Here is a 26,418-nt window from a genome sequence, read left to right as displayed (position 1 = left end):
GCAGGATCGGTTGTTTCTACAACGGCAATTCCGGTTCGCGCCTGGCGTTGCGGCGGGCGTTGGTGGCGGCGGCTGAGGTCGAGGAGCGCACAAAATTCCAGCGGATCGAGGTTGCCTGCCGCGAATCCTGCCGGATCACGATCTGGGCGGTGCGGCGGGGGCCGTCATTGCCGGCCAGGAAAACGCTGTCCTCGAGGTCGACCTTGTCGTCGAGCGCCTCGAAGGTCCAGACGTCGCGGTTGGGCAGCACCAGCATGACGCCGCGGGCGTCGGAAAGCCGGCTCGCCTTCACGGACGGGTGCAGGTGAAACCGCAAGGCAAAGTCGGTGCCGCTGCCCTTGAAGCGCGAGCCCGGCGCCGGCGACAGCGTGTCCTCGCCGTCGAGCCGCGCGCCGTCAGGCGCTATCATCAGCACGCGGCGGTGCACGACGCCAAATCGCGGCAAATAGCCGTCATGCGATGTGGTCAGAAGATCGCCGCTCTCCACCGCTTCGCGATAGCTTTCCACATTGGCCGGGCCGCTGGTCACCGGCGCCCCCTGCAACAGCCGCTTCATCGCCGATATCTCGACGAACTGGCACGACGACGTCTCGTGATAGGTCAGGGTCGAATGCGCCGCGGTGCTGCGCGCAAAGGCGCGCCAATTGTCGCGGCCGGTCGAGGGCATGCCGCAATTGACGACGATCCGGCTCGGCCCGGAGGACAATTCGAACGCAAGGCAGCCGGCATGCGCGTCCTGGCTGATATTCGGCGGCGGCGGCGGGCCGGTGTCCATGATGACGGTGGTGGTGCCGGCATCGAGGCGCTGAAAGCCGGTATGCGGCATGTGCGCCATCGGCACGCCGTGGGTGTCGTCATAGGCCAGCAGCGTCGCCACCAGATCGTTCGGCGCGTTGCTCATGCCGTTGAACAGCGCAAAGGCGCCGTCGCCATGGCGGAAGAAGCGCAGCATCGGCATCATGCGGTCGATCGCGTTGAGCAGCGCCGGAGGTGGCGCGATATTGCGCGCGGCAAAGGTCTGGCGCAGCGGCAGCATATCGCTGAGCAGTTCGACCAGCGCGCCGGGATTGCGCGAGATGTGCCCGCCGTCGGGCAGGATCTGCCGCTGCAATTCGTCGGACAGCCGCCGGCTCGCGGAGCGGATATGTTTTGCCTGGTTGGCGAGGCACAGCGAGGCGTAGCAAAGCGCGATCAGCACCTGCACCCGCGGCACGCCGTCGGCGATGTCGAGCATGGTGTAGCGCAGATAGCGGATCTCGCGGGTCAGCCCGCGCAGATATTTGCGATAGAACTTGCCGTCGGTATCGCCGAGCACCAGCGGGGCCTGCGACAACAGCGAGATGACGCGGCGCGCCAGCACATCGGCGCGGCGCTCGAGCGGCCGCTTGCGGCCGGGATTCGAAATCCAGTCGTCGACCAGCGAACGGGCGTTGGCGCGGGTCAGCGCGGTATCGGCCGCGCGCAGATGGCGCAGCCAGCCGAAACCGAGCAGCGCCACTTCCCAATCTTCCGACGGCGGTTCGAGATCGAAGATCGAGCGGCCGTGGCAGGTCACGATCTTGCCGGCGAACACGAAACGGCCGGCGTAGATTTCGGCGGCGCGGGTGGCGTCGGCGGTGCGCAGATCATGCGGCGCGATGATCAGCCGGTCGGCGCGGCCCGGCCACAGCCGCGACAGCCCGACGGTACCGCCGCTGGCGCGCGCCATCACGCCCCGCGCAAAGCGGCTCGCGACCAGCGTCGTAATGCGTCTGCGTTGAGCGACCGACACGCCTAACCTTGATGGGAGGAGATCTTGTGGCGAATCCTTTTAATCCGGAAACGCGCCCAAGACACCATCTTGAAAGTGCGCGAATCACCCGAAGGTCGCGAAAAACAGGTGCAAAATCAGGATTTAACCAGCCGCGCGGCGTAAAATCCATCCAGCCCGCCAAGCCGCGGGTCGTCGTGGGGCAGATGGCAGGGCAGGGTACGCAAATCGCCGTCCGCTGTTACGATCTCGGCAAGGCCTGCGACTTCGCCGGCGTCCACCGGCGCGCGGCGCACGCCTGATTCGGTCGCGAGCAGCGCCGCCACCGCCTGTTCGCCTTCTTCCGGTTCCAGCGAGCAGGTGCAATAGACCAGCGTCCCACCCGGCTTGAGCAGGGCGACCGCCTTTTTCATCAAGCGGAGCTGCAGCGCGCTCAGCGCCGCGATGTCGGTTTCCTGGCGCAACCAGGCCACATCAGGGTGGCGCCGGATGGTGCCGGTCGAGGTGCAGGGCGCGTCGACCAGGACGCCGTCGAACGTGGCGTCACCGCCCGGCCATTCGGCGCCATCGGCCACGACGTCATTGGCCTGCAGCGACAGCCGCGAAAGATTGTCACGCAGCCGCGTCATCCGCGGCGCCGAACGATCGACCGCGGTGACGCGTGCGCCGGCTTGCGCGAGCTGGGCGGTCTTGCCGCCGGGCGCGGCGCAGAGATCGACGATGCTCTTGCCGTTGAGGTCGCCGAACAGCCGCGCCGGCAGTGCGGCGGCGGCGTCCTGTACCCACCACTGACCTTCGGTGAAACCGGGCAGCATCGTCACGGAACCCTGCAACAGGGTGCGCACCGTCCCGGTCGGCAGCGTTTCGCCGTGCAGGCGGGTCGCCCATTGCGGCGCGTCCGACTTCACGGTGATGTCGAGCGACGGTTCATGGCCGATCGCAATTGCCATCTCACGCGCGGTGGTCTCGCCATAGGCCGCGATCCAGCGCGCCAGCAGCCACGGCGGAATGTCCAGCGTCTGCGCCTTGACTTCGTCGATCAGCGGCTGGCCTTCGCGCGCACAACGCCGCAGCACGGCATTGACGAGCCCGGCATATTTCGCGGCGCGTCGGTCCGATTGCACCAGCCGCACCGACAGGTCGACGGCGGCATGATCGGGCACGTCCATCCAGAGAATCTGCGCAGCGCCGATCAACAGCGCGCTTTGCGCGCGCGGCGCGTCGGTCGGAACGCCGCGGTCGAGCAGGCGCGACAACAAATGACCGAGGGTGCCGAGCCGCCGCAGAATCGTTGCAACCAGCCGCCGCATCAGCGCGCGGTCGCGATCGGCGAGCGATTTCAATCCGGGATGGGCGCCGGCGCCGTCGAGCTGCTCGTCGAGGGTGCGGTGCTTGTGCAGCACGCCGTCGAGAATGTCGGCCGCTATACGCCGCGCCGCGAGACCGGGAACTTCGGCAGGAACTGCGAATCTTGAAGGGGGCATGGAGAAGGAATATCTCGGAAGGTGCTGAACAGGGTTTCGGCGCATGCCATCGAAGTGAAGAACTTGGAAATGAAAAACTCATTTGGCATGCGAATATGCCAAATGTAAGAATCGCACCGGCGATTTCATGATTGTGATGCCGGCGATGCGTTCGTCGCTGTGCTACGAGATCGGCCGCAGGAAAGTTTTGCCGGAAATTTTGCCATGACCGACGATCCCCGATCACCGTCTGCAACTCTTCCCGGCGCCGCCCCCGGCAAGTTGCTGACGCCAGCCGCCCAGCGTGCACTCGCCGAGGCCGAAGCGCGCCGGAAAGCCGCCGAGGCCAACGCCGCTCAACCGGCACAAAAGGAATTTCAGGGTCCGAAGGGGCCCGAGCCGACCCGTTACGGCGACTGGGAGCGCAAAGGCATCGCCTCGGATTTTTGAGGCGAATTGCCGGAATAGCCGACTCAGCCCACCATATTGGGAATATGTCCCCATATAAAAGAATAAATACTTATCGGACGCAGCATCGAAGTGGCTGGCGGCGCCGATTCTCGGCGGCTTTGCCCTGGGTATTCGTGTTCGCCATCGCCGCGGCGTCGATGGTGCCGCTGCGGCATTGGGTGCATTGGCCGTTTCCGCATACGGCCGACAGCAGGCTGCGCGCGACGCCGAGACGATCTGGAAGAGCGCCGGCAGTCCCGATGTGCGTCACGCCGTCGAGGTGATCCGGACCGTCGACGGCGATACGTTCGAGGCGCGGGTGCATTTGCCTGACGGCCTTGCGCTGAACACGCGGGTCCGCCTGCGCGGAATCGACACGCCGGAATTGAAGGCGGCCTGTCCGCAGGAATTGCAGATGGCGGAAGCCGCGAGCGACGCGCTGCGCGGCCTGCTCCGCGAAGGCGCGGTCACGATCTCGAATATCGGGCCGGACAAGTATGCCGGCCGGGTGGTGGCCGACGTGGCGACGAGGAAGACCACCAGCGTCTCGGCTGCGTTGCTTGCCGGTGGCCATGGGCGCAGGTACAGCGGCGGTCATCGCAACGGCTGGTGCGCGAACGCCGGGAAATAGAAAAAGCCGCGCTCGATGCGCGGCTCTCTCAAATTTCAAAACAGAGAAGGCCGATCAGCGCGTCACCGTCACTTGCGTGCCGACCGAAACGCGCTGGTACAAATCGGTGATATCGGCGTTGAGCATGCGGATGCAGCCATAGGAGACAAAACCGCCGACCGAGCCCGGCGCATTGGTGCCGTGGATGGCGTATTCGCCGCCGGCGAGCGTCATTGCCGCGACGCCCATCGGGTTGCTCGGCGAGCCGCCGGGAATGACGTTGGGCATGTTCGGCTTGTCGCGCTTCACTTCGGCGGGCGGCGACCAGGCCGGGTTCTGATACTTGCCATCGATGCGGGTGGTGCCTTCCCACTGCTTGCCGGCGCGGCCGACGCCGACCGGATAGCGCACGGCGCGGCCTTGTTCGAGAATGAGATAGAGGCGGCGCTCGTTGGTCTTCACGACGATCGTACCCGGCGTGTAATCGCCGCGGACGCCAACTATCTCCGGCCGCGCTTCTGCCGCCGACGACATCAAAACGCTCACCCCGATGGTGGCCGCCAGCGCCACCGCAATCCTCGTCGACATCAATTTCTCCTGCCCACTCGCCCCCGTCAGGGGGTCCTCAAATGCCTGCGCAAACCTATCAGAAATAGTGGTTTGCCGTCTCACCCACGCATTTTTAACCGCGTGTCTTAACCGGATGGTTTCCAAGCCGGCCGTGAGACCCGTTTCGATGGCGGAACAAAAGGAAATGTTCGAATTAAAGTAAATGACTTGAAAACAACACTCGTCCGGAAACGTCCCGGGCAGCGGTCGCCGCCCTGACGATTGCGTGAGGCCGTCAGGTCCAGGCGGCGGGGGCCTCGCCCAAAGGAGCGGCAGCAAGGGCGCCGGGCGGTACCAGGCCCCGAACATGACGAAAAATTAAACCGGAAGCCCCGAACTCGGCGTCGTGACGACGCGGCTGCTGGCTGCGGCCCAATTCCGGGGCGCAGGAGTTCGTCTCATGCGAGCATTGGTTGAGATTGTTTTGCTGCGCCGAGCCGTCCGCGCCGGCGGCGGCCGCCTCACAGCAATACTGGCCGCATTGCTGCTGGGGCTATCAGCGCTTTCGGCAACCGCCGTGGCGCAACCCTCCTACGATGTCAGGGAGGAGGTTCGCGACGAACCGGTGCAGGCCGAAGCCCGCGCGGTGCTGTCGCAGTATGGACGTTTCGTCCAGCACGCCCGCTTCGGCGAGGTGTGGGTGCCGACGGTGACGCCGCAAGGCTGGCATCCCTATCCGCCGTGCCAGTGGGTCAAGACCAAACAATATGGCTGGTACTACGACGACAAGACGCCGTGGGGCCAGATCGTGCACCACTATGGCCGCTGGTTCTGGGATCAGCAGATCGGCTGGGCCTGGGATCCCGGTTCGGAGTTCAGCCCCGGATGGGTGGTGTGGCGGTCCAGCCCCGAATGGACGGGCTGGGCGCCGATGCCGCCGGACCAGGCGTTCCCCAGCATGTCGTCCGATCAGTTCAACAACAGCGATCAGTGGATATTCGTCGAGACCGCGAAGTTCGACAATGGTTGCGACGCGACGAAGTCGGCTCCGGTCGAACGCATTCCGGTAATTCTACGCCAGACCAAATGGATCACGGCGTACGAATTCGTCGACGGCATCGTCGTCATCGTGCTGCCGCCCTACCTGATCGGGCCGTTCGTCCATGTGCAGATCGGATTCGGTCCGTGGCCGGCGTGGTTCATGGTCCAGATGATGAAGAATTCCAATTTCGTGTGGCAGAAGACGTTGAACTTCAACGTCCCGAATGTCTGCACGCCGTCGAACGCGAAGTGAGGGAGCAATCATCATGACCCTTGCCCGGAACATCTTGATCAAGACCAGGACGATGCTCACGGCGATGTTCGCCGCAGCGCTTGCCGTCCTCGTGCTGTCAGCATCAACGCCGTCAGCTTTCGCGCAAGCGCCTGCGCAAGAATCTGCCCAAAACTCTGCGAACGCCGTGCCGCAGCAAGGCGCTGCGAAGCTAAGGGACGAATTCCGCGGCGTGCTCACGCAGTACGGCCGCTTTGTCCAGCACGCCAAATACGGAGAGGTGTGGATTCCCACGGTGACGCCGCAGGGATGGCGTCCGTATCCGCCCTGCAACTGGGTCAACACCCCAAAATATGGCTGGTACTACGACGACAAGACGCCGTGGGGCGCGATCGTCCATCACTACGGCCGCTGGGTGTCTGACGCACAGATGGGATGGATATGGACGCCAGGTGCGGAGTTCAGCCCGGGTTGGGTTGTCTGGCGCACGTCGCCGGAATGGGTCGGCTGGGCGCCGATGCTGCCCGACCAAGATGTTCAGACGGTTTCCACCGCCGACTTCAACAGTGCCGCTTACTGGATCTTTGTCGAGACGCAGAAGTTCGCGCAAGGCTGCAACGGCGCGGCGCCGCCGCAGCAGATCCCGGTGCTGCTGACGCAGACGACCTACGTTACCGACATCAAGCTCGTGTATGGAATCACTGTGATCGTGTTGCCGGGATACGTGGTCGGCCCGTGGATCGACATCGACATCTTCTTCTCGCCGTGGCCGGCCTGGTTCCTGGCGCAGAATTTGATCGACTGGAATTTCATCTGGAACAACCTCGCCGTCATGAGTGCGGTGGCTCCTCAGGACTGTCCGCCGGTGAGCCCGAAGCAGGGCGGTGGATACAAACCGTTGCCGGTCCACAACCCCGTGTCGCCGCTGCCGCCGCGTCTTGATCAACCGATCGACAATGGTCCGCCGGTCGTCGTCGTGGTCCCGCCAGTGTGTCCGCGCGGCACTTTCATGGACCATGGCGTATGCCGCTTGCCGGACTGCCGCCCGGGAATGGTGCGGGTGGGCAATCTGTGCGTATTCCCGACGAGGCCCGATCCGTTGCCGAAGCCGCCGGTGACCGAAAATCCCTGCGCCGGGCTCAGTGGCATTGCGCTGCGGCGCTGCCTCCACGCGCACCGGCCACATGGCGGCGACGACAAACCGCCGGTGACGGGTCCGGTTACAGGTACCGGCGACGGCCGGCCGGTCGGCAATCCACCGTCGTCGAACGGCGGCCATACCGGGCACAACCCGGTTGGCGGGGCATCCGGGGCAGGCAAACCCGATGTGCGGATTCCGAACGTGATCCGTCCCAACGGCTCGGGTGACAATGTGCGGATCAAGGAGCCGGTGCAGTTGCTGAACCGTCCGCCGCCGCCGATCTCAGCGCCGATGCGGCCGAATCCCAGTCCGGTGGTCATGGCACCGAGCGGCGGCGGCCTCAACAAGACGACGGTCGGCGCTGCACCGCCGACCGCGGCCCGGCCGCTGCCGGTGACCGTGCCGGAGAGGAAGACACTCACGCGGTGAGCGGCGGTTGAGGCGAAACAAAAAGGGCTCCGGTTATCTCGGAGCCCTTTGCAGTGATGGCAACCCTATTGCACGCTAAGCCCCCGCGCCCTTCTTGTTCTGCCGATTGTGCACGAGATCGTCGACCACGGCGGGATCGGCCAGCGTCGAGGTGTCGCCGAGGCTTGACGGTTCGTCCTCGGCGATCTTGCGCAGGATGCGGCGCATGATCTTGCCGGAGCGCGTCTTCGGCAGGCCCGGGGCGAACTGGATCAAATCAGGCGAGGCGATCGGGCCGATGTCCTTGCGCACCCACGCCACCAGTTCCTTGCGCAGCGCTTCGGTCGGCTCCTTGCCGGTCATCAGCGTCACGTAGGCATAGATGCCCTGGCCCTTGATGTCGTGGGGATAGCCGACCACGGCGGCTTCCGAGACCGCCTCATGCGCCACCAGCGAGCTTTCGACTTCGGCGGTGCCCATGCGATGGCCTGATACGTTGATGACGTCGTCGACCCGGCCGGTGATCCAGTAATAGCCGTCGGCGTCGCGGCGGCAGCCGTCGCCGGTGAAGTACTTGTTCTTGTAGGTCGAGAAATAGGTCTGCTCGAAGCGGGCGTGGTCGCCATAGACCGTGCGCATCTGGCCCGGCCAGGATTTGGCGATGCAGAGATTGCCGCTAGTTTCGCCGTCCAGCACCTTGCCGTCGGCATCGACGATCTCGGGCACCACGCCGAAGAACGGCCGCGTCGCCGAACCCGGCTTGAGTTTTGTCGCGCCCGGCAGCGGCGTGATCAAAATGCCGCCGGTCTCGGTCTGCCACCAGGTGTCGACGATCGGGCAACGCTCGTCGCCGACCACGCGGTGATACCATTCCCAGGCTTCCGGATTGATCGGCTCGCCGACCGAGCCGAGCAGACGCAGGCTCTTGCGCGAGGTTTTCTTCACCGGCTCGTCGCCGCCCTGCATCAGCGCGCGGATCGCGGTCGGCGCGGTGTAGAAGATGTTGACCTTGTGCTTGTCGATTACGTTCCAGAACCGCGAATTGTCCGGATAGTTCGGCACACCTTCGAACATCAACGTGGTCGCGCCGTTCGCCAGCGGGCCATAGAGGATGTAGCTGTGGCCGGTAACCCAGCCGACGTCGGCGGTGCACCAGTAGATGTCGCCGTCGTGATAGTCGAACACGTATTGATGCGTCATCGACGCGAAGACGAGATAGCCGCCCGAAGTGTGCAGCACGCCCTTGGGCTGGCCGGTGGAGCCGGACGTATAGAGGATGAACAGCGGATCTTCGGCGTGCATCGGCTCGCACGGGCATTCCGTCGTCACCATCTTGGCGGCGTCGTGATACCAGAAGTCGCGGGTCGGGTTCATGTCGACGGCGCCGCCGGTGCGCTTGACGACGACGACCCAGTCGACGCCGCCGCTCTTGGCAATCGCGGCATCGACATTGGCCTTCAGCGGCACCTTCTTGCCGCCGCGCAGGCCTTCGTCGGCGGTGATGACGACCTTGGACTGGCAATCGGTGATGCGCTGGGCGAGGCTGTCAGGCGAGAAACCGCCGAACACCACCGAATGAATGGCGCCGATCCGCGCGCAGGCCAGCATCGCATACGCCGCTTCCGGGATCATCGGCAGGTAGATGGTGACGCGGTCGCCCTTCTTGACGTTCCTGGTGCGCAGGATGTTGGCCATCTTGCAGACTTCGTCGTGCAGCTGGCGGTAGGTGATGTGTTTGGACTCATTGGGATCGTCGCCCTCCCAGATGATCGCGGTCTGGTCGCCGCGCTTGTCGAGATGGCGGTCGATGCAGTTCCAGGCGACGTTCAGGACACCGTCCTCGAACCATTTGATCGAAATATTGCCGGGAGCGAAGGAGGCGTTCTCGACCTTGTGGAACGGCTTGATCCAGCCGATCCGCTTGCCCTGTTCGGCCCAGAAGGCATTGGGGTCGGCGACCGATCTTGCGTACATCTCGCGATACTTGGCGTCGTCGATCAAAGCGCGCTTCGACCAGTCTGCCGACACGTCGTAAATCTTCTCGGACATCTTCCCCTCCGCTGATTGCGAGCCCTACCCCTAAGCGGTCGCAAGCCGTCTTGATTATTACGATGATTAGGCGTCGCAGGGGGCCCGGACAAGGCGGAAACATCTGCGACCTTGGTCGGTTCCCGCGCTTCCGGACGGCCCGGCCGGCCCGGTCCGGCCATCACTTTCGCGTTTTGATGCGACCCAAAATCAACGTTATCGCGCGAATGGCTCCCATGACCGGTATCTAATAACCGATAATCGCGGAATCGGGACTCGCAAAGGGGTTCGTTACCCCCTAAATGGCGTTTCCGGGGTGACAGGGCCCCGCCGGAACCAAGCCGTAGCAAGCGGCATTACCGGAAGAACAGGCGGAGCAGGACAACGACGGTCATGATGGATCAGGTGAATTTCGAGGCTACGCGGCCCAATTCCGCTGATCCTGCCGTCGCTTTGGCAGAAGCGCTTGGCCAATTGCCGAAAGCGCCGCTGAAGGCGCCCGCCAAAATCCCCTCGCCGAAGGAAAAGCTCGCCAAGCATGAGCCGAAGATTACGGTCGAGTCGCTGGCGCAGGAACTCGGCCTCAAGCTCGGCGACCAGAACGAGCTGACGATCCGCCGCATCAAGCGTGGCAAGAACTATTCATTTGTTCGCGCCAACGGCACGGCGATACGCCACGCCGGTACCATCCGGCGCCTGAACTCGATGGCGGTGCCGCCGGCCTATCAGCAGGTGCGTTATTCGCCCGATCCGACCTCGCACCTGCAGGCGGTCGGCGTCGACGCCGCCGGCCGGCTGCAATACCGCTACCACGCCGATTGGGAAAAGGTCCGCGAGCAGCGCAAGGCCCATCGCCTTGCGCGCCTGGTCGCGGCCTTGCCGAAGATCCGCCGCAACGTCTCGATGCATCTGTCCGGCGACGAGCCGACGCGCGAGTTCGCGCTCTCGGCGGTGATCGAACTGATCGCGCGCACCGCGATCCGGCCGGGCAACGAATCCTACGCGCGGTTGAACGGCACCCGCGGCGCCACCACGCTGCTGAAGTCAAACGTCACGCTGGAAGACGACAATCTGGTCCTGACCTTCAAGGCCAAGGGCGGCAAGGCCGTGCGCAAGGAATGCGACGCGGCCAAGCTCGTGCGCGCGATCGGCATCCTGCGTAGCGTGCCGGGCAAGCGCATGTTCCAGTATCGCGACAATTCCGGCACCGTGCGTACCGTCTCGACGACGACCGTGAACGGCTTCCTGCGCGAGATCGCCGGCATCAAGATTTCGCTGAAGGATTTCCGCACCCTGATGGCCTCGGCCGTGGTGCTGGAATCGCTGTCGCGGATTTCCCCGGCGGCCAGCGCCCGTGGCCGCAAGAAGCAGGTGCTGGAGGCGGTTCGGGCCGCTGCCGACGAGCTGTCGAACACGCCGGCGATCTGCCGCAAGAGCTACGTCCACGACACCATCGTCACCGCCTTCGAGGACGGCATCCTCGAGCGCTTCGCCGCGACGATGAAGGGCTATCGCTCGCAGTCGAAGCGCGAAGCGCTGCTGGCGCAAGTGGTGACGGCTGCCGCGGCGGCGTAATTTCCGCTTGTCATGCGCGGGCTTGACCCGCGCATCCATCTACAAAGTGAATTTTTGAGTGATGGATTGCCGGGTCATAGGCGAGCGGAAGCGACGCCGTCCTTCGGACGGCTATGCCCGGCAATGACAGATTGCGAGCGCTACTGCCCGCCCACCCTTGATGACATCTTCCGTTCATCGGTGCCGACAGGCTGTGCGTCCCGCACATCCTCCGCCGCCGCATGCGCATTCGACAAAAACACAATATTCCTGCCGCCGCGCTTGGCGTCGTAGAGAGCGTCGTCAGCCCATTTGGCGACCATCTCCGGCGCGGCGTTCTCCTGCGCGAACGCGACGCCGAGGCTGATCGTCACCACGCTGGCAGAATCATTTGCGGGATGGATTCCGGGATTGACGATGCCGAGCGCCTCCACCGCGCTGCGGATGCGTTGCGCGATCGTCCAGGCCAGATCGGGGGTGGCATGCGCGAGAACGACGAGGAATTCCTCGTCGCCATAGCGGAACACCGCATCCAGGCCCAACCGGACCGAGTCCTCGATCGTATCCGCTACCCGCCTGATGCAGGCGTCGCCAGCGGCGTGGCCGGCGGTATCGTTCAAGTGCTTGAACAAGTCGATATCGGCCATGATGAACGCGATACTGGCTTTCGGAACTGTCGGGTCGCGCCAGAGCCGGTCGATCAGATCGGTCGCCGAACGGCGGTTGCCGAGGCCGGTGAGCGGATCGCGCGTCGCCAGTATTTCCAATTGATGGTTGGCGCGCCTCAGGGCGTCGCTGCGATACTGGTTGCGCAAGGACAGCAGGAAGGCTTTTTGACCGAGGATCGACTGGGTCTTCCGCACGATCGTCGCCGCAAAGATTCCCATCGCATAAAAGATCGACGTCCCGACCGCTTCCTGGAGTTCGATCGCGGGATTGAAGATCTCAAAGCCAAAGAAGATCGCGGTGGAGCAGATCATCAGGGCCAGCGTCCAGATATAGTCGACGCTGAACACCACGATCGCGATCGTGTTCACGTACATGATGCAGATCAGGAAGCGCTCATAATTGCTGCCACCGGCCGCGACGGCGATGACGCCGTACGCCATCATGACGCTGGTCATCAAGAGCAGCAGCGACAGGCCTTCGACCGTGGCGCTGCGGGGCTTGCGCCAGACCAGATAGGCGCAGGCGTGCAGCGCCGGAACCAGCAATCCGCTGATGGCGGTGGTGAGGGTGAGGAAATCGGGAGCGAGAAGGTAGCTGAGCGGCACAAAGGCCACGCTGATGGCGGCGACCCAGACCATCCAGGCGCGAGCAATCTTGCTGCGTTGCGGCCAGTCCTTCTTGCGGTAGGCGCGGATCATTTCGGGAGAGAACTGGATGTCGCGCGTGCGCTGTGACAGCAGCCGCTCGGTCTCGGCTTCGAGCGCAGGCGTCACGAGCACGTCCGCCGCGTCGTCGAGCGGCGTCGCGTTCAGGCTGCTGGCACCCGATCTCAAGGCGTATCTCTCCCGCTGGCGTGCTTGCCGCACGTCCGGAGTTAGCGCCCGAAATGCTAAATTTCTCCTGCAAAAGGGATCGGGGAGTATTACGGGATAAGGAATGGTTAAGGGCCCAGGGCGCGGTGCTTTATTACCTTCCAGTAGGGATCCTGATACTTTGCATGGGGTTGTTTTCGCGATTTTGTGTCTGGCCCGCCAGGTTCCACCCACAGCGCGTCGGCGCTGCGATGCCTCCACGATGCCCTATGATCCGCCCATCTTGCAGACCATCTTCCATTCGTCCGAGGTGACCGGCTGGACCGACAGCCGCGAATATTTCACCAGCGCCATCGCGGCGAGCTTCTTGTCGGCCTTGATCGCGGCCATCGTCACCGGGGTCTTCAGCGGCTTGTCGGCCTTGATGTCGACGCAGACGAACTTACCCGTCTTGTCGGTCGGATCGGGATAGGCCTCCTTGATGATCTCCGCGATGCCGACGATCTCCTTGCCCTCGTTGGAGTGGTAGAAGAAGGCGAGGTCGCCCTTCTTCATCGCCACGAGATTCTGCCGCGCGGTGAAATTGCGCACGCCGGTCCAGGCTTCGCCCTTGGCGCCCTTCGCGACCTGCATATCCCACGACCACACCGAGGGCTCGGACTTCACCAGCCAGTACGCCATCTATTCCTCCGCCTTGAACGGCCGCGTCAGCAAGCCTTCGATCGCGGCATCGATCGTCACCTTGCCGGCCAGGATCGCCGCGACCGCATTTGATACCGGCATGTCGACATTTTGCGAAGCCGCCAGCTCGATCAGCACGGGCGCGGTGAATGCGCCCTCCGCAAGCTTGTCGCGCGCCGGTTGCTCGCCGCGCCCGAGCGCGATGCCGAGCGCGAAATTGCGCGATTGCAGGCTGGAGCAGCTCAGGATCAGATCGCCCAGTCCGGAAAGCCCCGCAAGCGTTTCCGCGCGCGCGCCGCAGGCGCGACCGAGCCGTGCCAGCTCGCTGAAGCCGCGCGTGGTCAAGGCAGCCAGCGCCGAGGCGCCGAGCTTGCGTCCTTCAACGATGCCGGCCGCGATCGCCAGCACGTTCTTCGCCGCCCCGCCGATCTCGACGCCGCGGATATCCGTGGTGTGATAGGGCCGGAAGGTGGATGAGCCGAGCGCCTGCACCAGCGCGCTTGCCAGCGCCTCGTCCTTTGCCGCCAGCGTCACGGCGGTCGGAAGTCCGCGCGCGACATCGTCGGCGAAGCTCGGTCCCGACAGGATCGCAGGTATCGCGTCGGGGGCGGCTTCCGCGATCACTTCGGTCATGAATTTATGTGTGCCGCGCTCGATGCCCTTGGCGGTGGCGATAACCGGCGTCGCCTTCTTCAGATGCGGGGCCAGCGCCAGGGCCGCTTCACGCAAATTCTGCGCGGGCGTTGCGATCAGGATGATGTGGGCGCCGGCCGCGGCCGCGATGCGGTTGGTGATTTCGATGCGCTGGTCGAGGCGCATGCCCGGCAGCCGCGGATTGGCATGCGCCATCTTCATTTGCGCGGCGTTTTCGGCGTTGCGTGCATAGAGGATGACATCGCGGCCCGCGCGCGCCGCGACGGCCGCGAGCGCGGTGCCCCAGGCGCCGGCGCCGATCACCGCCACGGTGTTCTCAGACGGCATCGCTAAAATCCCGCCCTGGTGTTGGCGTAGCCCGCCGGCGCCGCGGCATTGGCATCGAGCAGCCAGCGCGCGCGGGGCGGCGCATCCATCGTATCGGTCAGCCCGAGCGCCATCCGCTCGGCGCCGGCCCAGGCGATCATCGCGCCATTATCCGTGCAGAGCGCCGGCGGCGGAATGATCAGCGTGGTCTGCGCTTTCGCCGCCACATCCTGCAGGGCGTCGCGGATCGCGTGATTGGCGGCGACGCCGCCGGCCGCGACCAGCGCGCGGGGCGGACCGAACTGCTCGTGGAACAGCCGCAGGCCGACGCTCAATCGATCGGCGGTGGATTCCAGCACCGCGGCCTGGAAACTGGCGCAGAGATCGCTGACATCCTGCGGCTCCAACGGCATCATCCGGCTGGCCTCGTTGCGTACGGCGGTCTTCAGTCCCGACAGCGAGAAATTCGCATCCGGCCGCCCGAGCATCGGGCGCGGAAACGCAAATCGCTTTGGATCGCCGCCGGTGGCCGCGCGCTCGACCTCCGGTCCGCCTGGATAAGGCAGCGACAGCATCTTTGCGACCTTGTCGAAGGCTTCGCCCATGGCGTCGTCGACGGTGGTGCCGAGCCGGACATATTTGCCGACGCCGACCACCGCGACGATCTGGGTGTGACCACCCGAGGCAAGGAACAGGCAATAGGGAAACGCCAGCGCGCAAGTAAGCCGCGGCGTCAGCGCGTGGGCCTCGAGATGGTTGACCGCGATCAGCGGCGTGTCGTGCACCATCGCGATCGCCTTTGCGGTGGTGAGGCCGACGATTACCCCGCCGATCAGGCCGGGACCCGCGGCGGCCGCGACCGCCGACAATTGCGCGAAGCCGACTCCGGCCTCTTTCATCGCGCTATCGACAATGCCGTCGAGCAGATCGACATGGGCGCGCGCCGCGATCTCCGGCACCACGCCGCCGAAGCGAGCGTGCTCGTCGGTCTGCGAGCGTACGATATTGGACAGGATCCGGCCGCTGCCGTCGCTCGCCCGCTCGATCACCGCCGCCGCGGTCTCGTCGCAGGTGGTCTCGATACCCAGCACCAGCATCGGCGTGTCGTTATCCAATTTGATCCCTTGCGTATCAGGTCAAAACAACGCTTCCGTAACCCGGTAGCATTACGAGGTCGCTAGGTGCAATCGCCGGTTAAAGCCGAAATATTTTGCGCCAAGGCTTTTTCTTACGCCAAGGCTTTTTCTTGCGCCAAGGGTTGTGCCAAGGGTTGCGGCAAGACATTTTTGGAGGTCTGAGGCATGGCCGTTCTCGTCACGCGCCCGCATCCGGACGATGAGGCCACCGCCACAGCCCTTCGCGCCAGGGGTTTTGAAGTGCTTCGGGCGCCGATGCTGCGATTTGAGGCGGTGCCGTTCCATGACGACGCCGATGCCCGTTACGGTGCCATCATCGTCACCAGCGCCAACGCGCTACGCGCCATCGCGCCGCATCTGGCCGATAGCCGGCTGTTGAAATTGCCGCTCTTCGCGGTCGGCGAACACACCGCCTCGGCTGCTCGGGACGCTGGTTTCAGCCAGGTGATCGCGGCCAGGGGCGACGCCGGTGCGTTGCGCGATCTGGTGCTGGGAGCTGTGAAATCGAAGCAACTCAAGAAAGCCAGCACGCTGCTCTATCTGGCCGGCGCCGATCTCGCGCGCGATCTTGCGGGCGAATTGGGCGAGAAGGGATTTACCGTCGTGACGCACACGACCTACCGGATGATTCCGGCGTCCAGCCTGCCGCAGGAAGTATGTGACGCTTTCGTGGCGAACCAGGTCGAGGCGGTGCTGCATTATTCACGCCGCAGCGCGCGCGCCTTTCTGAACGCGGCGCGGTCGGGCGGCGTCGAAATATCGGCGCTGGCGCTGCCACAATGCTGCATTTCCGCTGCCGTTGCCGCCGTCCTGCGCGATGCCGGCGCGACGCAGGTCACGGCGGCCGCCCAGGCCGACGAAAATGCCTTGTTCGAGGCTTTGAGCCGTGCTTTGCGGACCCGATTGGCCTAACCCCGCCCGATTCTGCTAGGTTCAGGGTCACTCACGCTAAGGGAACCGCTGCGATGGTCGACGACAGGCCCGAAAATCAGGGATCAGTGCCCGAATCGGAGCGGCCCAAGCGCGAGCCGCCGACGATCGATCTCGATGCCACCGAAGTGACCAGCGAGACCGCGAAAGCAGGCGATACAACGAGGTCGGATACCACAGCACCCGAGATTGCTGCGTCTGAGACCGTGGCTTCTGAGGACGCGGCGGCCGAGACCGAGACTGCAACCGAGGCGGCTGCGGCGGAACCGGCGCCGCAACCGGCGCCTGCGCCGGCGCCGGTTTCCCCCTGGATCGTTGCACCCGTCTCCGGCGCGGTGGCGGCCGCGCTCGTGATCGGCGTCGGCTGGATGCTGGGCTGGCCCGCCGTTCAGCCGGCGGCAGCGCCTCCCGCGCCGCAGCCTAGTGCTGCTGCGATCGACGGCCTTACCGCCCGCGTCGCGGGACTCGAAACCAAAACGAGCAAGCCCGCCGCGCCGGTCGCCGATCCCGCTTCCCTGGCGCGGATTGATACGCTGGAAAAATCACTCGCCGCGCTGCGCGGCGAACTCACAACCGCGCGCACGCAGAACGAAAAACTTGCCTCCGCGCTTAACGAGGTGAAATCCGCGCCGCGCGCCGACGGCGCACCCGCACCTGCACCCGATCTCTCCGGGATCAACGAACAAATCGCGAAGATCGAAACCGCCATGCAGGCGCAGGCCGCGGAGATCGCGCAGCAAGGCAGCAAGATCGCCGATAAGCCGGTCGATACGAAACCTGCCGACGATCTGCCGCTGCGCCGCGTGGTGGCGGCGGCTTTGCTCGATGTTCTCGTTCGAACCGGCGATCCCTATCCGGCGGCGCTGACCACCGCGAAGGCGCTGGCGCCCAACGCCGACGCGCTGAAGGCGCTCGAGCCGTTCGCGGCAACGGGCGTGCCGAACGCCGGCAAGCTCTCGGGCGAATTGCTGACGCTGGTGCCGAAATTGTCGCCGGCGGTGCCGCAGGACACCGCCACGACTGGTTCGGGCATCGTCGAGCGGTTGCAGGCCGGCGCCGCCAAACTGGTCCGCATCGAACGCACCGATACCGCAGGCAATGACCGCGGCGCAGTGGTGGCGCGGGCGACCGCGGCGGCGTTGCGCAACGATGCCAATGAAGCGCGGCGCGAATTGAAAACGTTGGCGCCGGCCGATCGCGCCCCGGCGCAAGCCTGGCTCGACAAGGCCGACGCGCGTGATGCCGCGCTGGCCGCCTCCCGTCAATTTGCGGCCGACGCCATGGCCGTGCTCGCCAAACCAGCGCAATAAGGAATCCGATGGTCCGGATCATTCTGTTTCTGCTGTTGATCGCGCTTGGTGCAGCCGGCGCGGCCTGGGTTGCCGAACAGACCGGCGAGGTCGTGCTGTCGTCGGGCAATCTGAAGATCGCGACCACGCTGCCGGTATTCGTGCTGGGGCTCGGCATTGTCATCGTCGCGGCCATGTTGATCTGGGCGATCCTGTGCGGATTGTGGCGCACGCCGGCGCGTCTGCGTCGTAATCGGCGCGAGAAGCGCCACGCCCGCGGCCGCCATGCGATCACGCAAGGATTACTCGCGATCGGTCACGGCGATTCCACCGCCGCCCGCGCGCATGCAGACGTCGCGCGCCGCCATGCGGCAGAGGATCCGCTGGCGCTGCTGCTGGAAGCGCAATCGGCGCAGCTCGATGGCGATCGCGAAGGCGCGCAGCGCGCCTTCCACGCCATGGCCGAGCGCGAGGATACGCGGCTATTGGGCCTGCGCGGCCTGTTCATCGAGGCGCAGCGCGCCGATGATCCCGTCGCGGCCGTGATGGTCGCCGAGGAAGCGCTGAAACTGTCGCCGTCTTCGTCATGGGCGTCGCATGCCGTGCTCGGGTTCTGCTGCGCCAAGAGCGACTGGACCGGCGCGCTCCGCATTCTCGACAACAATCAATCCTCGGGGCTGATCGACAAGGCGACCTATCGCCGTCACCGCGGCGTGCTGCTGACGGCACGCGCGCTCGAGCTCGAGAAGGTCGATCGCGATCTCGCGCGTCAGAGCGTGATGGAGGCGGTCAAGCTGGCGCCGACGCTGGTGCCGGCCGCGGTGCTCGCGAGCAAGTTTGAAAGCGAGGCGCATCAGGTGCGGCGTTCGATGCGTCTGGTCGAAACCGCGTGGCTGGCGCAGCCGCATCCTGATCTCGCCGATGCCTATGCCCATGTGAAGCTCGGCGATTCCGCGCGCCAGCGGCTGGTGCGCGTCGAAACGCTGGCGGCGAAAGCGCCCGGCCATATCGAGGGCGCGCTCGCGATCGCGCGCGCCGCGATCGACGCCTCCGAATTTGCCAAGGCGCGCGAAGCGCTGGCGCCGTTCATCGCCGCGCCGACGCAGCGGGTGGCGCTGCTGATGGCGGAGATCGAGCGCACCGAACATGGCGACAGCGGCCGGGCGCGGGCGTGGACCTTGCGCGCGGTGCGCGCGCTGCACGATCCGGCCTGGACCGCGGATGGCTATGTCAGCGATCGCTGGCGCCCGGTCTCGCCGGTCACCGGCCGCCTCGACGCCTTCCAGTGGCAGACCCCGGTCGCGGCCTTGCCGTCCGACAAGGGCCCCGCCATCGAATCCTCGCCGTTCGAAGAGGCGATGCTGGCGACGCCGCGCCGCGCGGTCGTGCTCGAGCGGCCGGCTCCAGCCCCGGTCGAAAGCGAGCCGGCGGAACCGGCAGCACCCGTCGTGCCGGAGCCTGCTGTCGCGCCCGCAGCTGCGGCCGCCCAGGACAACGCGCCGCCGGCTGCCAGCGTCGAACCGGAACCGGCGCCTGCCGCGGAGCCTGAGCCGTCACCGACGCCGCCGCCTGCCCAACAACCGGCGCCAGCCGTCGCCGCGCCGCTGTTTCGCGCCCGGCAGGACATTCCGAAGGCGGTTCCAACGCCGATTCCGGCCGTGATCCCCATTGTCCGGGCGCCGGATGACCCGGGAATCGACGAAGACGGCCCTCCGGACGAATTCGCCCAGCAAATCGGCCCGCCCAAGGCCCAGGCCGGCGGCTGGCGGGGATTTTTGTCACGCTGGGGCGGGGAGTAGGCCCGGGGGCTTGCGTTTTTCTTGCCAAGGCGGGCGCTGCCCGATATCAGGTGGCACGCGTTTTCGGCCCAGTTATCGAACGCTGCGTCTGGTCCGCCGCAATAGCTCAGTTGGTAGAGCACGTCATTCGTAATGACGGGGTCACAGGTTCGAGTCCTGTTTGCGGCACCAGCACTTTCAGTAGGTTAGTTCAATTTTTGAATGACGCCTCGCGTGGATAATCAATGCAATAATCAATCCTACGGCAGATCGCCGGATCGGTAATTGCTGCGGTATCCTTGCGCGATGGTACCTTACGCCGTTCAAGGGCGAGCTTCTTTTTTGGCTTCAGCTAAAAACTCGCTCGTTTCTGTGGAACAGGAGGTCGGTGGTTCGAGCCCACCAAACTATACCATTATAATCAATAGCTTAGCTCAAAATCGGTTCATCCTCCAAATCTCTAAGCTAGCGCTAATGCGTGCTCATGTTCGCACCTTCTCGCTGCTCGTTTCCGACGCGCAAGCGAGCACAGATGCCCTCAAGGTCTAATTCCGGGACAACCCTCCCGGTTGTAAGGTGGGCGAAGCTCGCTAGAGTATAAGGCGGGAGCGGGGGACTTCGTGTCATTTGCCGAACGGCTCATCTCTGAGCCACAAAGAGAAAAATCTGGCGAAACGGGATACGAGCGTTTCGACTATCAGGCCCTCTGGGGCCTAGCGCTGATCTTCGCGCATCATGGCTCGTCCGAGGACTATGCCATCGCGTTTGAGTTCCATGATGACATTGTGTTGCTGGATAGCGAACAGACCCCTACGCGCGCCCGGTTTTATCAGGTCAAGACCAGAGACAAAGGGCACTGGACGCTGACCGATCTCTATCGGCGCAAGCCCAAGAAGGACGACCCCGCTGGCGCAAAGCTGCCCTCGTTTATGGGGAAGCTTTTTTCGAACTACGTCTTGTTCCCTGACGAGACTGAGCAGTTGAACTTCGTTTCCAACGTGCCGTGCGCATTTCTGCCGTCAGCATCGGGTGCGTGCCAACTCGTCACGTGTGACCCGGACACGCTGACAAAGTTCATCAGCAAGCTCGCGGAGGAGCACCCCGGAGCCACTCACGCCGCGGTCAGTCTCATGCATTACGTTCAAGCAGATTTGAGCCTGCATGACAGTTCGGCGCACATCAAAGGAAAGCTCAACGAGTTTATCTTCGAGCAGATTGGTTCGGTCGAATTCAATCCTGACACCCTCTACAAAGCGATCGTGGAAGAATGCAGGACGCGCTCCAAGTACACAGGGATCATCTCTAGCTTCTCCGACCTGATCCAAAAGAAATCGATTACGCGGTCGCAGGTCGAGGGATGGCTCGATCTCGTTCGCACGCGTCAGGCCTTGCCCGATTGGGCCACCATCAGTCAGCAGTTGTCCGTCGGCGCGCTTGAGCTGGCCAATCTAACTCGCGAGTGGCAGCGGTACCGGGCCGTCGCGCTTGACGCCGGCAATGAGGCGATCAATGTCCTTAGAGACAGGATCCGGTCCGAGTTGCAGAAACGCGCAGGGGGTTCCCACGGCGTAAACGAATTGGTCGATGAAATTTATCTGGAAGTCAAAGACCTGGCGCAGGTGAGCGTCACGCCGTTCAGCAATGCTCGATTAAAGGTCATGATACTCTACGAGGTGTTTAGTCATGAGACGACAGGAGAAGTTCAAACGATTGATCCGGAGCCTTCGGAAGCGCAATCATGAAAAGCTTGAAATTACAAAGGTTGCTCATCGCCTCCGATCTCGAGAAGTCGGCGAGGATCGTTCAGTTCAACGAGCGCAAGACGGTAATCTTCGGCGAGAATGACACTGGGAAGTCCTGCCTTATCAAGTCGATTTACGCCGCCTTCGGCGCGGATGCCTATAAGACCAACGACAATTGGGACGCTCTCAAAACAAACCTCCTTGTTGAATTCACGGTGAACGACGTGCCGTACCGTGTCATGCGCTCCGGCAGTTTCTTCGCTCTGTTCGATGGGCTTGGGCAAGCCCTTTGGAGCGGCTCCGGTGTCGGTTCGGGTATCGGTCCTCAGATAGCGCAACTGCTAGAGTTCAAGCTCACGCTTTCTGACCGTCAGGGCAATCAGGTCGTGCCGCCGCCTGCGTTTTGCTTCTTGCCGTTCTATGTGGACCAGGACATCGGCTGGCTGCGTTCATGGGCTTCGTTTTCCGGGCTCGGTCAGTTTGAAAACCCAAAGCGCGATGTTGCATATTTCCACGCTGGTCTGCGTCCGAACGAATATTATGTCGCAAAAGCAACAAAGATTGATGCAGATCACATCATCGATGATTTGAAAGTAGACCGCCGAGCGCTCAGCCGTGCGGCAGAACGTCTGCAGGCGGGTCGCAGGCCGATCAAATTCGACTTGGTACCCGAGAATTTTGCTGACCGGATCGATGCTCTGCTCGGCGAATGCCAAGTGCTGCAGGACAAGCAGGGCCACGTACAGCGAGGTCTTGCTGAACTTCACTCCAAGCGTGCGGCTCTTATCGAGCAGGGCGCCATTGCTGGCAACGCTCTTGCAGAGCTTGACGCAGATTATGAGTTCATTCGCAAGGCGGTCGATACTGAAATCATCTGCCCAACGTGTGGTACTACGCACCTCAACGATTTTGCTAATAAGTTCGGTTTGATTTCCGATGCGGAAACTTGCCGAGGCTTTTTGCTGGAGGTGCGACAAGAGATTGCCAAGGTGGATGGGGCTATTTCGCTGGAGCGTGCCAAGTTCGAAAATCTGGGCGAGAATATCGACCGGATAAACGCAATCCTTAATGAGCAACGCGGTGAGCTGAAATTGCGGGACCTCGTCAAGGGCGAAAGCGAACGCATGGTCGATGACGCGATAGCTGCCGAGCAGTCTGACATCAACACCAAGATAGGTGAGCATGACGCTCGTTCAGATGAAGCGGCGGCAACGATGAAGTCGTTCGAAGACAAGAAATTTCAAAAGACGATCAAGGATCGATATTTTCAATACATGAAGCGGTTCATTTCCGAGTTGCAGGTGCCGGGTCTCGCTGAGAAAAGCTACAAGCAAATTGACTGCGTAATAAATGAGACCGGTAGCGATCTTCCGAGGGCATTGCTCGCGTACTATTATGCGTTTGTGAACACAATGCGAGGCTCGTCAACGTCGGTGGTTTGTCCCCTCATCGTTGATAGTCCCGTTCAGCAGGATCAAGACCCCGCCAACGCAACGAGGATGATCCAGTTCGCTCTTGATCGCGTCCCAGATGACATGCAACTAATTCTTGGGTCAGTAAGCCTACACGGTGCAGCTTACGATGGCTTCAAAATCGAGATCGATGGCAAGCGCAGCTTGCTTCGGGCGGACGCTTACGATGAGGTGTCGGCCATTATGAAGCCGTACTATGAAGTGCTGATCCGGCCTCAAGCGTCTCCGTGAGCCGACACGCACTCTATTCCGGTCCGATGACGCCAGAAAAATTGAACTGACTGACATGCGATCCCGTCGGGGCCGCAGAGCACGGTGGACGATCTTCAGTGCGGCTCGTCCAGCTCCGTTTGCGGCGATCAGGGAACCCGAAATAGGCCCCAAGACGTTTCTTCCTACGGCTCGCCGACGAAACCGAAAAATCCTGCGACGACCCATTCTCGGCCTGCGATGGCAAACTCCTGAAACACGATGCGTGCATCCTTACTGCATCGAATTCGCCAACCAAGGAGCCAAGGATGCGCAAACTAGTCTGTTCAATCGGAGCCCTTGCGATTGCTTCATGGTCGCATTTGCCTGGTCGCAAACTGTGCTCACGCCTTCGCAAGCAGGCGTCGCTGGGTCAATCAATCCGACCGATATGATGTCGAATTACAAAGGAGCGCTTGCGATTGAGCGGTGGGAGGCGATTTAGCCGTTCTAACTTGGGTTAATACCAAGCCCGTGCCCTTTCCCGTGTCCTTGGTTGGCTTGTTCGCTCCGACCTAACTACACCAGCTTACAAACCGGCCGCCTCATCAAGGAACGCCTGCACCGCCTTGAATAGCTCAAGCCGATTCTTTTCCATGATGATGGTATGAGTCCCTTCGGCGAGTTGGACGTAGCGTTTGCCCGGCGAGTTAACCAGCAACGGGAACAGCGTTTGCGCCATGTAGGATGGCGTGTCCTGGTCCCATTCCGCGTTAATCAGCAGCGTTGGTACGGTGATTTTCGCCGGATCATAATACGCCTTACCGGCACCAAAGAACTCTACGCCGTCCTGTACCACGCCATTAGGGGCACGCAGTACCGGAGGATCCATATTGCCACCTTCAGGGTCGGTCGCCCACGTGGCGTCGGCCCATGCATCAAACCAGCCCGGGGGAATAAGGCTGGCCTTCTTGTTTTCGGCTACGCCCGTGAGCCATCGCCCCAGCGCCTGATCCTTTCGGACCATGCGATAGGCGGGAATTGGGCCGGGCCCGGCCTGAACCAGTGATGGCGTGGTGCGGATCCATGCCGGCGCATACAGAACCAGGCGTTCTACTTTGGCCGCGTTCTGCGACGTGTAGGTCGCCATAAGGGTCGTGCCCCACGACCAGCCGAGTAAATCCAACCGAGCGATGTTGCGACGTTTGAGGATGAAATCGACAACCGTGGAAATGTCCTTCACCGCGGTGTCGCCACGAACGATCGGTGCATTTGCGTGGGGCTTGTCGCTCATCTCTTTCGGCCGTGTGGATCTGCCGTAGCCGCGTAGATCAAGTAAGTAGACGTCGTACCCGCGTGCAGCGATGTAATCCATCCACGACATGCCGCCTAGCTGAAGATCGAATGCGGTTGATGAGGGGTACGTGGCACCGTGCACATATAGGAGGGTGCGCTCCGGTCGAAATGACACCATGTCAGCAGGGCGCTTGTTGCGCACGAAGATTTCGATCCCGGCATCACCCGACGGAACCATCATTTCTTCCATTACGATCTTCGGCGTCTGGGCAATGGCAGCAGGTGGTGCGATCATCGCTGAGAGGGCTACAAGCAGTACGGATGAAATGCGCATTTTTCTTCTCCCATGGTTTAGCCCAGCTCTTAAAATCAGAGTTCCAGCCGAACGAAATCACACTTCTAGAACCAGCGGAAGCAGGCAAACCAGCCCGGGCGCCATCAGCCGAGTGTCGCTTCCGGTCTTCTCCTTAGTCTGCGGTCATAACGGCGGAGATCAGATTGGCTCGTTGACCGACACATGCCGCCCAGTCCCTCTGACCCGCTCTGGGAGGCGGTAGTTTGACGGACCCGCTGTCAGTCATCGGGGCGGGGCTGGACACCCTCACGGAGCATTTAGGAGGCATTGAGAGGAAGTCTAGAAAAACATAGTATTTTCAGTGGGGTCGAAGTTGTCGGCAATTTGCCGTGTAAACCATTGGTCTTCATGTGCGGGAAGGCAAGCGTTGCAAGTTAGTTGATTATTCAACCGGTCGAACTGCTGTGGGTTGGTGAACGGACACTTCCGGTGGGGCACGATTTTGACCGATTACGTTTAGCGGTCGAAACAACCATGTCCGCCAAGTCGAGCCAAACCGAATTCGATTTTCAGCCGCGGCTTCGATCAGGGCTCTTTTGAGCCGTCCCTTTTATGGTGTGCAATTCCGCGGGGGAAAATTGATGCTGTTGATCCTGTTTTAGGGAATGAAGCGCATCGCCGTCCTGAATTTTACCAAGGGGATTTGAATTAGCTACAGCATCTACACCATGTCATGCGCTAAAATCGATTTCGTGCGCATGGATCGTAGGAGCGATCACCATAACAGCGAACCCCCACCCCAGCCCCGTTTAAATCGTTGGACCCACGTCACGACCGCAGGTTTGGAAAATCTACGCCTGCAGATGAAATTGATGGCGTTATTGCAGGGGATCTCTGCATCCCAGGATATCAAACTGTGACCATGTCCAGTACGGGCATGAGATCAACGCGGGGAACATAACCAAGAGGAAATCAAACATTCACAAAAACAAAACCTTAACCTGCATGGAATGTGATGGACCTATGACCATGCCAAGTTAAAGGTGCAATCGAGAGGGATGTAACTGTCATTGAAATCATGAGGAAATTTTAGGAGATTGGGGTAACGTATGGTGTTGTTATACAGGGTCGAGCAATTCAGGACCTTCGTGTCGGACGGACTGCAATCAGCCCCGGCGAACAGGGACGAGCGAAGCGAGAGGCAGACCAGGCCTATTTTTCGGCCATCGAAATCAGCGTCGGCAAACTGCAATTCAGTAGCATTGAGAGGTACGCGGTCCCGCTACTAGGAATGCTCGCACGATTTGGACCCAGCGATGCTGGATGCTGACTTAAATTATCAGGAACCGTTTGCTGACGCAGTGGGCTTGGAGGTTTAGCTTATGAGCATCTTCAATACGCAGGGTAATCTCGTCCCAATTCATGCCGATAATACCAAGACGCGGGATTGGCTCGTCTTGTTAGAAGCGTCGACCATTGTAGGCCACGAACGCGACAAGCTCCGAGTTGCATTGACTACGCAGGAGCGGAAGCTCGTAAAAAGGCGAAAGTTGTTCGGCAAAACGGAGCACTTTCTTGTTGTCGATGGATATGATCCGCGAATACACGCGCTGTATTTCTGCCCTCAGCTTTACAAAAACGAGGGCGGAGCGCTCGTTCCTTTGACCGGCGTAGAGATTGGGCTGTTGATGGCGCAAGCGCTTGAGGGAGGTGCGATTGAAAAGCCACCGTGGTACGAGCCGTCTGATAGCTTGCCAAAAGAAGCGGTTATAAAAGCAACGCCTGAGATGGAATTTGACAGCTTGGTTGTTGACGCCCCAAGCCCGAAAGCGAAATCGCCGGCGCTAAGGGCAGTACCTATCACCGACAGGGAAAACGCGAAGACGTAATTACGTGTGTTAACGGGGAAGCCGTCATATCAGCCCCCGCGTGGGAAAATCCAA

At 62.4% G+C, this 26,418-nt stretch carries 19 protein-coding genes, 1 tRNA gene and 1 pseudogene; 12 read left to right on the top strand and 9 right to left on the bottom strand.

Annotated elements, in window-relative coordinates; translation table 11 throughout:
• Nucleotides 1-16: 16 nt before the first annotated feature.
• Both JQ611_RS21650 and JQ611_RS21645 read right to left on the bottom strand, forming a co-directional pair.
• Nucleotides 17-1,771 (bottom strand): heparinase II/III family protein, encoded by a 1,755-nt coding sequence (locus tag JQ611_RS21650; protein ID WP_212268581.1) that lies wholly within the window; start codon nt 1,769-1,771, stop codon nt 17-19.
• A 116-nt stretch (nt 1,772-1,887) separates the two neighbouring features.
• Nucleotides 1,888-3,234, bottom strand: coding sequence for an RsmB/NOP family class I SAM-dependent RNA methyltransferase (locus JQ611_RS21645; RefSeq protein WP_212466539.1), 1,347 nt, complete (start codon nt 3,232-3,234; stop codon nt 1,888-1,890).
• 204 nt (nt 3,235-3,438) lie between these two features.
• Between JQ611_RS21645 and JQ611_RS21640 the strand changes: the two genes are divergently transcribed.
• Together JQ611_RS21640 and JQ611_RS21635 are read left to right on the top strand one after the other, a co-directional pair.
• The gene (locus tag JQ611_RS21640) at nt 3,439-3,663 is read left to right on the top strand and encodes a DUF1674 domain-containing protein (protein ID WP_212466538.1); all 225 of its coding nucleotides are present in this window, start codon (nt 3,439-3,441) and stop codon (nt 3,661-3,663) included.
• Between the two features lie 44 nt (nt 3,664-3,707).
• A pseudogene (locus JQ611_RS21635) lies at nt 3,708-4,294 on the top strand (thermonuclease family protein).
• A gap of 54 nt (nt 4,295-4,348) precedes the next feature.
• On the opposite strand, the gene JQ611_RS21630 reads toward JQ611_RS21635, so the two are convergent.
• Entirely contained in the window at nt 4,349-4,861 is a 513-nt protein-coding gene (locus JQ611_RS21630) for a L,D-transpeptidase (protein WP_212466537.1), read from the bottom strand.
• Nucleotides 4,862-5,282: 421 nt separating this feature from the next.
• Here JQ611_RS21630 and JQ611_RS21625 point away from each other — a divergent pair, with 421 nt between their 5' ends.
• Both JQ611_RS21625 and JQ611_RS21620 read left to right on the top strand, forming a co-directional pair.
• Nucleotides 5,283-6,116 (top strand): DUF6600 domain-containing protein, encoded by an 834-nt coding sequence (locus tag JQ611_RS21625; RefSeq protein ID WP_212466536.1) that lies wholly within the window; start codon nt 5,283-5,285, stop codon nt 6,114-6,116.
• 13 nt (nt 6,117-6,129) lie between these two features.
• On the top strand, nt 6,130-7,665 hold the full coding sequence (locus JQ611_RS21620; RefSeq protein ID WP_212466535.1) for a DUF6600 domain-containing protein: 1,536 nt from the start codon (nt 6,130-6,132) through the stop codon (nt 7,663-7,665).
• A gap of 75 nt (nt 7,666-7,740) precedes the next feature.
• On the opposite strand, the gene acs is transcribed toward JQ611_RS21620, so the two are convergent.
• Nucleotides 7,741-9,693 carry an acetate--CoA ligase gene (acs, locus tag JQ611_RS21615; protein ID WP_212466534.1) on the bottom strand — a complete coding sequence of 651 codons (1,953 nt, stop codon included), beginning with the start codon at nt 9,691-9,693 and terminating at the stop codon, nt 7,741-7,743.
• A gap of 372 nt (nt 9,694-10,065) precedes the next feature.
• On the opposite strand from acs, the gene JQ611_RS21610 reads away from it, so the two are divergent.
• Entirely contained in the window at nt 10,066-11,247 is a 1,182-nt protein-coding gene (locus JQ611_RS21610; RefSeq protein ID WP_212466533.1) for a DNA topoisomerase IB, read from the top strand.
• Between the two features lie 140 nt (nt 11,248-11,387).
• On the opposite strand, the gene JQ611_RS21605 is transcribed toward JQ611_RS21610, so the two are convergent.
• The 4 genes from JQ611_RS21605 to tsaD all read right to left on the bottom strand — a co-directional run bounded on the left by JQ611_RS21605 (nt 11,388) and on the right by tsaD (nt 15,445).
• On the bottom strand, nt 11,388-12,728 hold the full coding sequence (locus JQ611_RS21605) for a diguanylate cyclase (protein WP_212466532.1): 1,341 nt from the start codon (nt 12,726-12,728) through the stop codon (nt 11,388-11,390).
• Nucleotides 12,729-12,974: 246 nt separating this feature from the next.
• Nucleotides 12,975-13,388, bottom strand: a complete 414-nt coding sequence (locus tag JQ611_RS21600; RefSeq protein WP_212268601.1) for an EVE domain-containing protein — start codon at nt 13,386-13,388, stop codon at nt 12,975-12,977.
• On the bottom strand, nt 13,389-14,369 hold the full coding sequence (locus tag JQ611_RS21595) for an NAD(P)H-dependent glycerol-3-phosphate dehydrogenase (RefSeq protein ID WP_212389471.1): 981 nt from the start codon (nt 14,367-14,369) through the stop codon (nt 13,389-13,391). It abuts the gene before it with no gap.
• Between the two features lie 2 nt (nt 14,370-14,371).
• A complete protein-coding gene (gene tsaD / locus JQ611_RS21590) occupies nt 14,372-15,445 on the bottom strand; it encodes a tRNA (adenosine(37)-N6)-threonylcarbamoyltransferase complex transferase subunit TsaD (RefSeq protein WP_212268687.1) in 1,074 nt (357 codons plus the stop codon).
• A gap of 204 nt (nt 15,446-15,649) precedes the next feature.
• On the opposite strand from tsaD, the gene JQ611_RS21585 reads away from it, so the two are divergent.
• The 6 genes from JQ611_RS21585 to JQ611_RS21560 all read left to right on the top strand — a co-directional run bounded on the left by JQ611_RS21585 (nt 15,650) and on the right by JQ611_RS21560 (nt 22,926).
• Nucleotides 15,650-16,396, top strand: coding sequence for a uroporphyrinogen-III synthase (locus tag JQ611_RS21585; RefSeq protein WP_212268605.1), 747 nt, complete (start codon nt 15,650-15,652; stop codon nt 16,394-16,396).
• A 53-nt stretch (nt 16,397-16,449) separates the two neighbouring features.
• A complete protein-coding gene (locus tag JQ611_RS21580) occupies nt 16,450-17,724 on the top strand; it encodes a COG4223 family protein (RefSeq protein WP_212466531.1) in 1,275 nt (424 codons plus the stop codon).
• An 8-nt stretch (nt 17,725-17,732) separates the two neighbouring features.
• Nucleotides 17,733-19,502: a heme biosynthesis protein HemY gene (locus JQ611_RS21575; protein ID WP_212466530.1), complete on the top strand. Its 1,770-nt coding sequence runs from the start codon at nt 17,733-17,735 to the stop codon at nt 19,500-19,502.
• A gap of 95 nt (nt 19,503-19,597) precedes the next feature.
• A tRNA-Thr gene (locus JQ611_RS21570) sits at nt 19,598-19,673 on the top strand.
• A gap of 428 nt (nt 19,674-20,101) precedes the next feature.
• Nucleotides 20,102-21,223 (top strand): DUF4297 domain-containing protein, encoded by a 1,122-nt coding sequence (locus tag JQ611_RS21565; protein ID WP_212466529.1) that lies wholly within the window; start codon nt 20,102-20,104, stop codon nt 21,221-21,223.
• Nucleotides 21,220-22,926, top strand: coding sequence for a hypothetical protein (locus JQ611_RS21560; protein WP_212466528.1), 1,707 nt, complete (start codon nt 21,220-21,222; stop codon nt 22,924-22,926). Before JQ611_RS21565 ends, JQ611_RS21560 begins: the two co-directional genes overlap by 4 nt.
• A gap of 547 nt (nt 22,927-23,473) precedes the next feature.
• Here the strand turns inward: JQ611_RS21560 and JQ611_RS21555 are convergent.
• The gene (locus tag JQ611_RS21555) at nt 23,474-24,514 is read right to left on the bottom strand and encodes an alpha/beta hydrolase (RefSeq protein ID WP_212466527.1); all 1,041 of its coding nucleotides are present in this window, start codon (nt 24,512-24,514) and stop codon (nt 23,474-23,476) included.
• 1,343 nt (nt 24,515-25,857) lie between these two features.
• Here JQ611_RS21555 and JQ611_RS21550 point away from each other — a divergent pair.
• Nucleotides 25,858-26,364, top strand: coding sequence for a hypothetical protein (locus JQ611_RS21550; RefSeq protein ID WP_212466526.1), 507 nt, complete (start codon nt 25,858-25,860; stop codon nt 26,362-26,364).
• The last annotated feature ends 54 nt before the right edge of the window (nt 26,365-26,418 follow it).

Origin of the sequence: Bradyrhizobium sp. AUGA SZCCT0182 (genome assembly GCF_018130185.1) — a bacterium.
In the GTDB taxonomy this organism is placed as follows: Bacteria; Pseudomonadota; Alphaproteobacteria; order Rhizobiales; family Xanthobacteraceae; genus Bradyrhizobium.
Note: the sequence above shows the minus strand (reverse complement) of the source record. Positions and strands in the feature narration are given on the sequence as shown.

Bases quoted from the DNA above. Each gene is read 5' to 3' on its own strand.
- acs (WP_212466534.1), bottom strand. From the start codon at position 9,693: ATGTCCGAGAAGATTTACGACGTGTCGGCAGACTGGTCGAAGCGCGCT.
- JQ611_RS21600 (WP_212268601.1), bottom strand. From the start codon at position 13,388: ATGGCGTACTGGCTGGTGAAGTCCGAGCCCTCGGTGTGGTCGTGGGAT.
- tsaD (WP_212268687.1), bottom strand. From the start codon at position 15,445: ATGCTGGTGCTGGGTATCGAGACCACCTGCGACGAGACCGCGGCGGCG.
- JQ611_RS21575 (WP_212466530.1), top strand. From the start codon at position 17,733: ATGGTCCGGATCATTCTGTTTCTGCTGTTGATCGCGCTTGGTGCAGCC.
- JQ611_RS21555 (WP_212466527.1), bottom strand. From the start codon at position 24,514: ATGCGCATTTCATCCGTACTGCTTGTAGCCCTCTCAGCGATGATCGCA.
- JQ611_RS21610 (WP_212466533.1), top strand. From the start codon at position 10,066: ATGATGGATCAGGTGAATTTCGAGGCTACGCGGCCCAATTCCGCTGAT.
- JQ611_RS21620 (WP_212466535.1), top strand. From the start codon at position 6,130: ATGACCCTTGCCCGGAACATCTTGATCAAGACCAGGACGATGCTCACG.
- JQ611_RS21560 (WP_212466528.1), top strand. From the start codon at position 21,220: ATGAAAAGCTTGAAATTACAAAGGTTGCTCATCGCCTCCGATCTCGAG.
- JQ611_RS21580 (WP_212466531.1), top strand. From the start codon at position 16,450: ATGGTCGACGACAGGCCCGAAAATCAGGGATCAGTGCCCGAATCGGAG.
- JQ611_RS21585 (WP_212268605.1), top strand. From the start codon at position 15,650: ATGGCCGTTCTCGTCACGCGCCCGCATCCGGACGATGAGGCCACCGCC.
- JQ611_RS21595 (WP_212389471.1), bottom strand. From the start codon at position 14,369: ATGCCGTCTGAGAACACCGTGGCGGTGATCGGCGCCGGCGCCTGGGGC.
- JQ611_RS21645 (WP_212466539.1), bottom strand. From the start codon at position 3,234: ATGCCCCCTTCAAGATTCGCAGTTCCTGCCGAAGTTCCCGGTCTCGCG.
- JQ611_RS21625 (WP_212466536.1), top strand. From the start codon at position 5,283: ATGCGAGCATTGGTTGAGATTGTTTTGCTGCGCCGAGCCGTCCGCGCC.
- JQ611_RS21550 (WP_212466526.1), top strand. From the start codon at position 25,858: ATGAGCATCTTCAATACGCAGGGTAATCTCGTCCCAATTCATGCCGAT.
- JQ611_RS21640 (WP_212466538.1), top strand. From the start codon at position 3,439: ATGACCGACGATCCCCGATCACCGTCTGCAACTCTTCCCGGCGCCGCC.
- JQ611_RS21630 (WP_212466537.1), bottom strand. From the start codon at position 4,861: ATGTCGACGAGGATTGCGGTGGCGCTGGCGGCCACCATCGGGGTGAGC.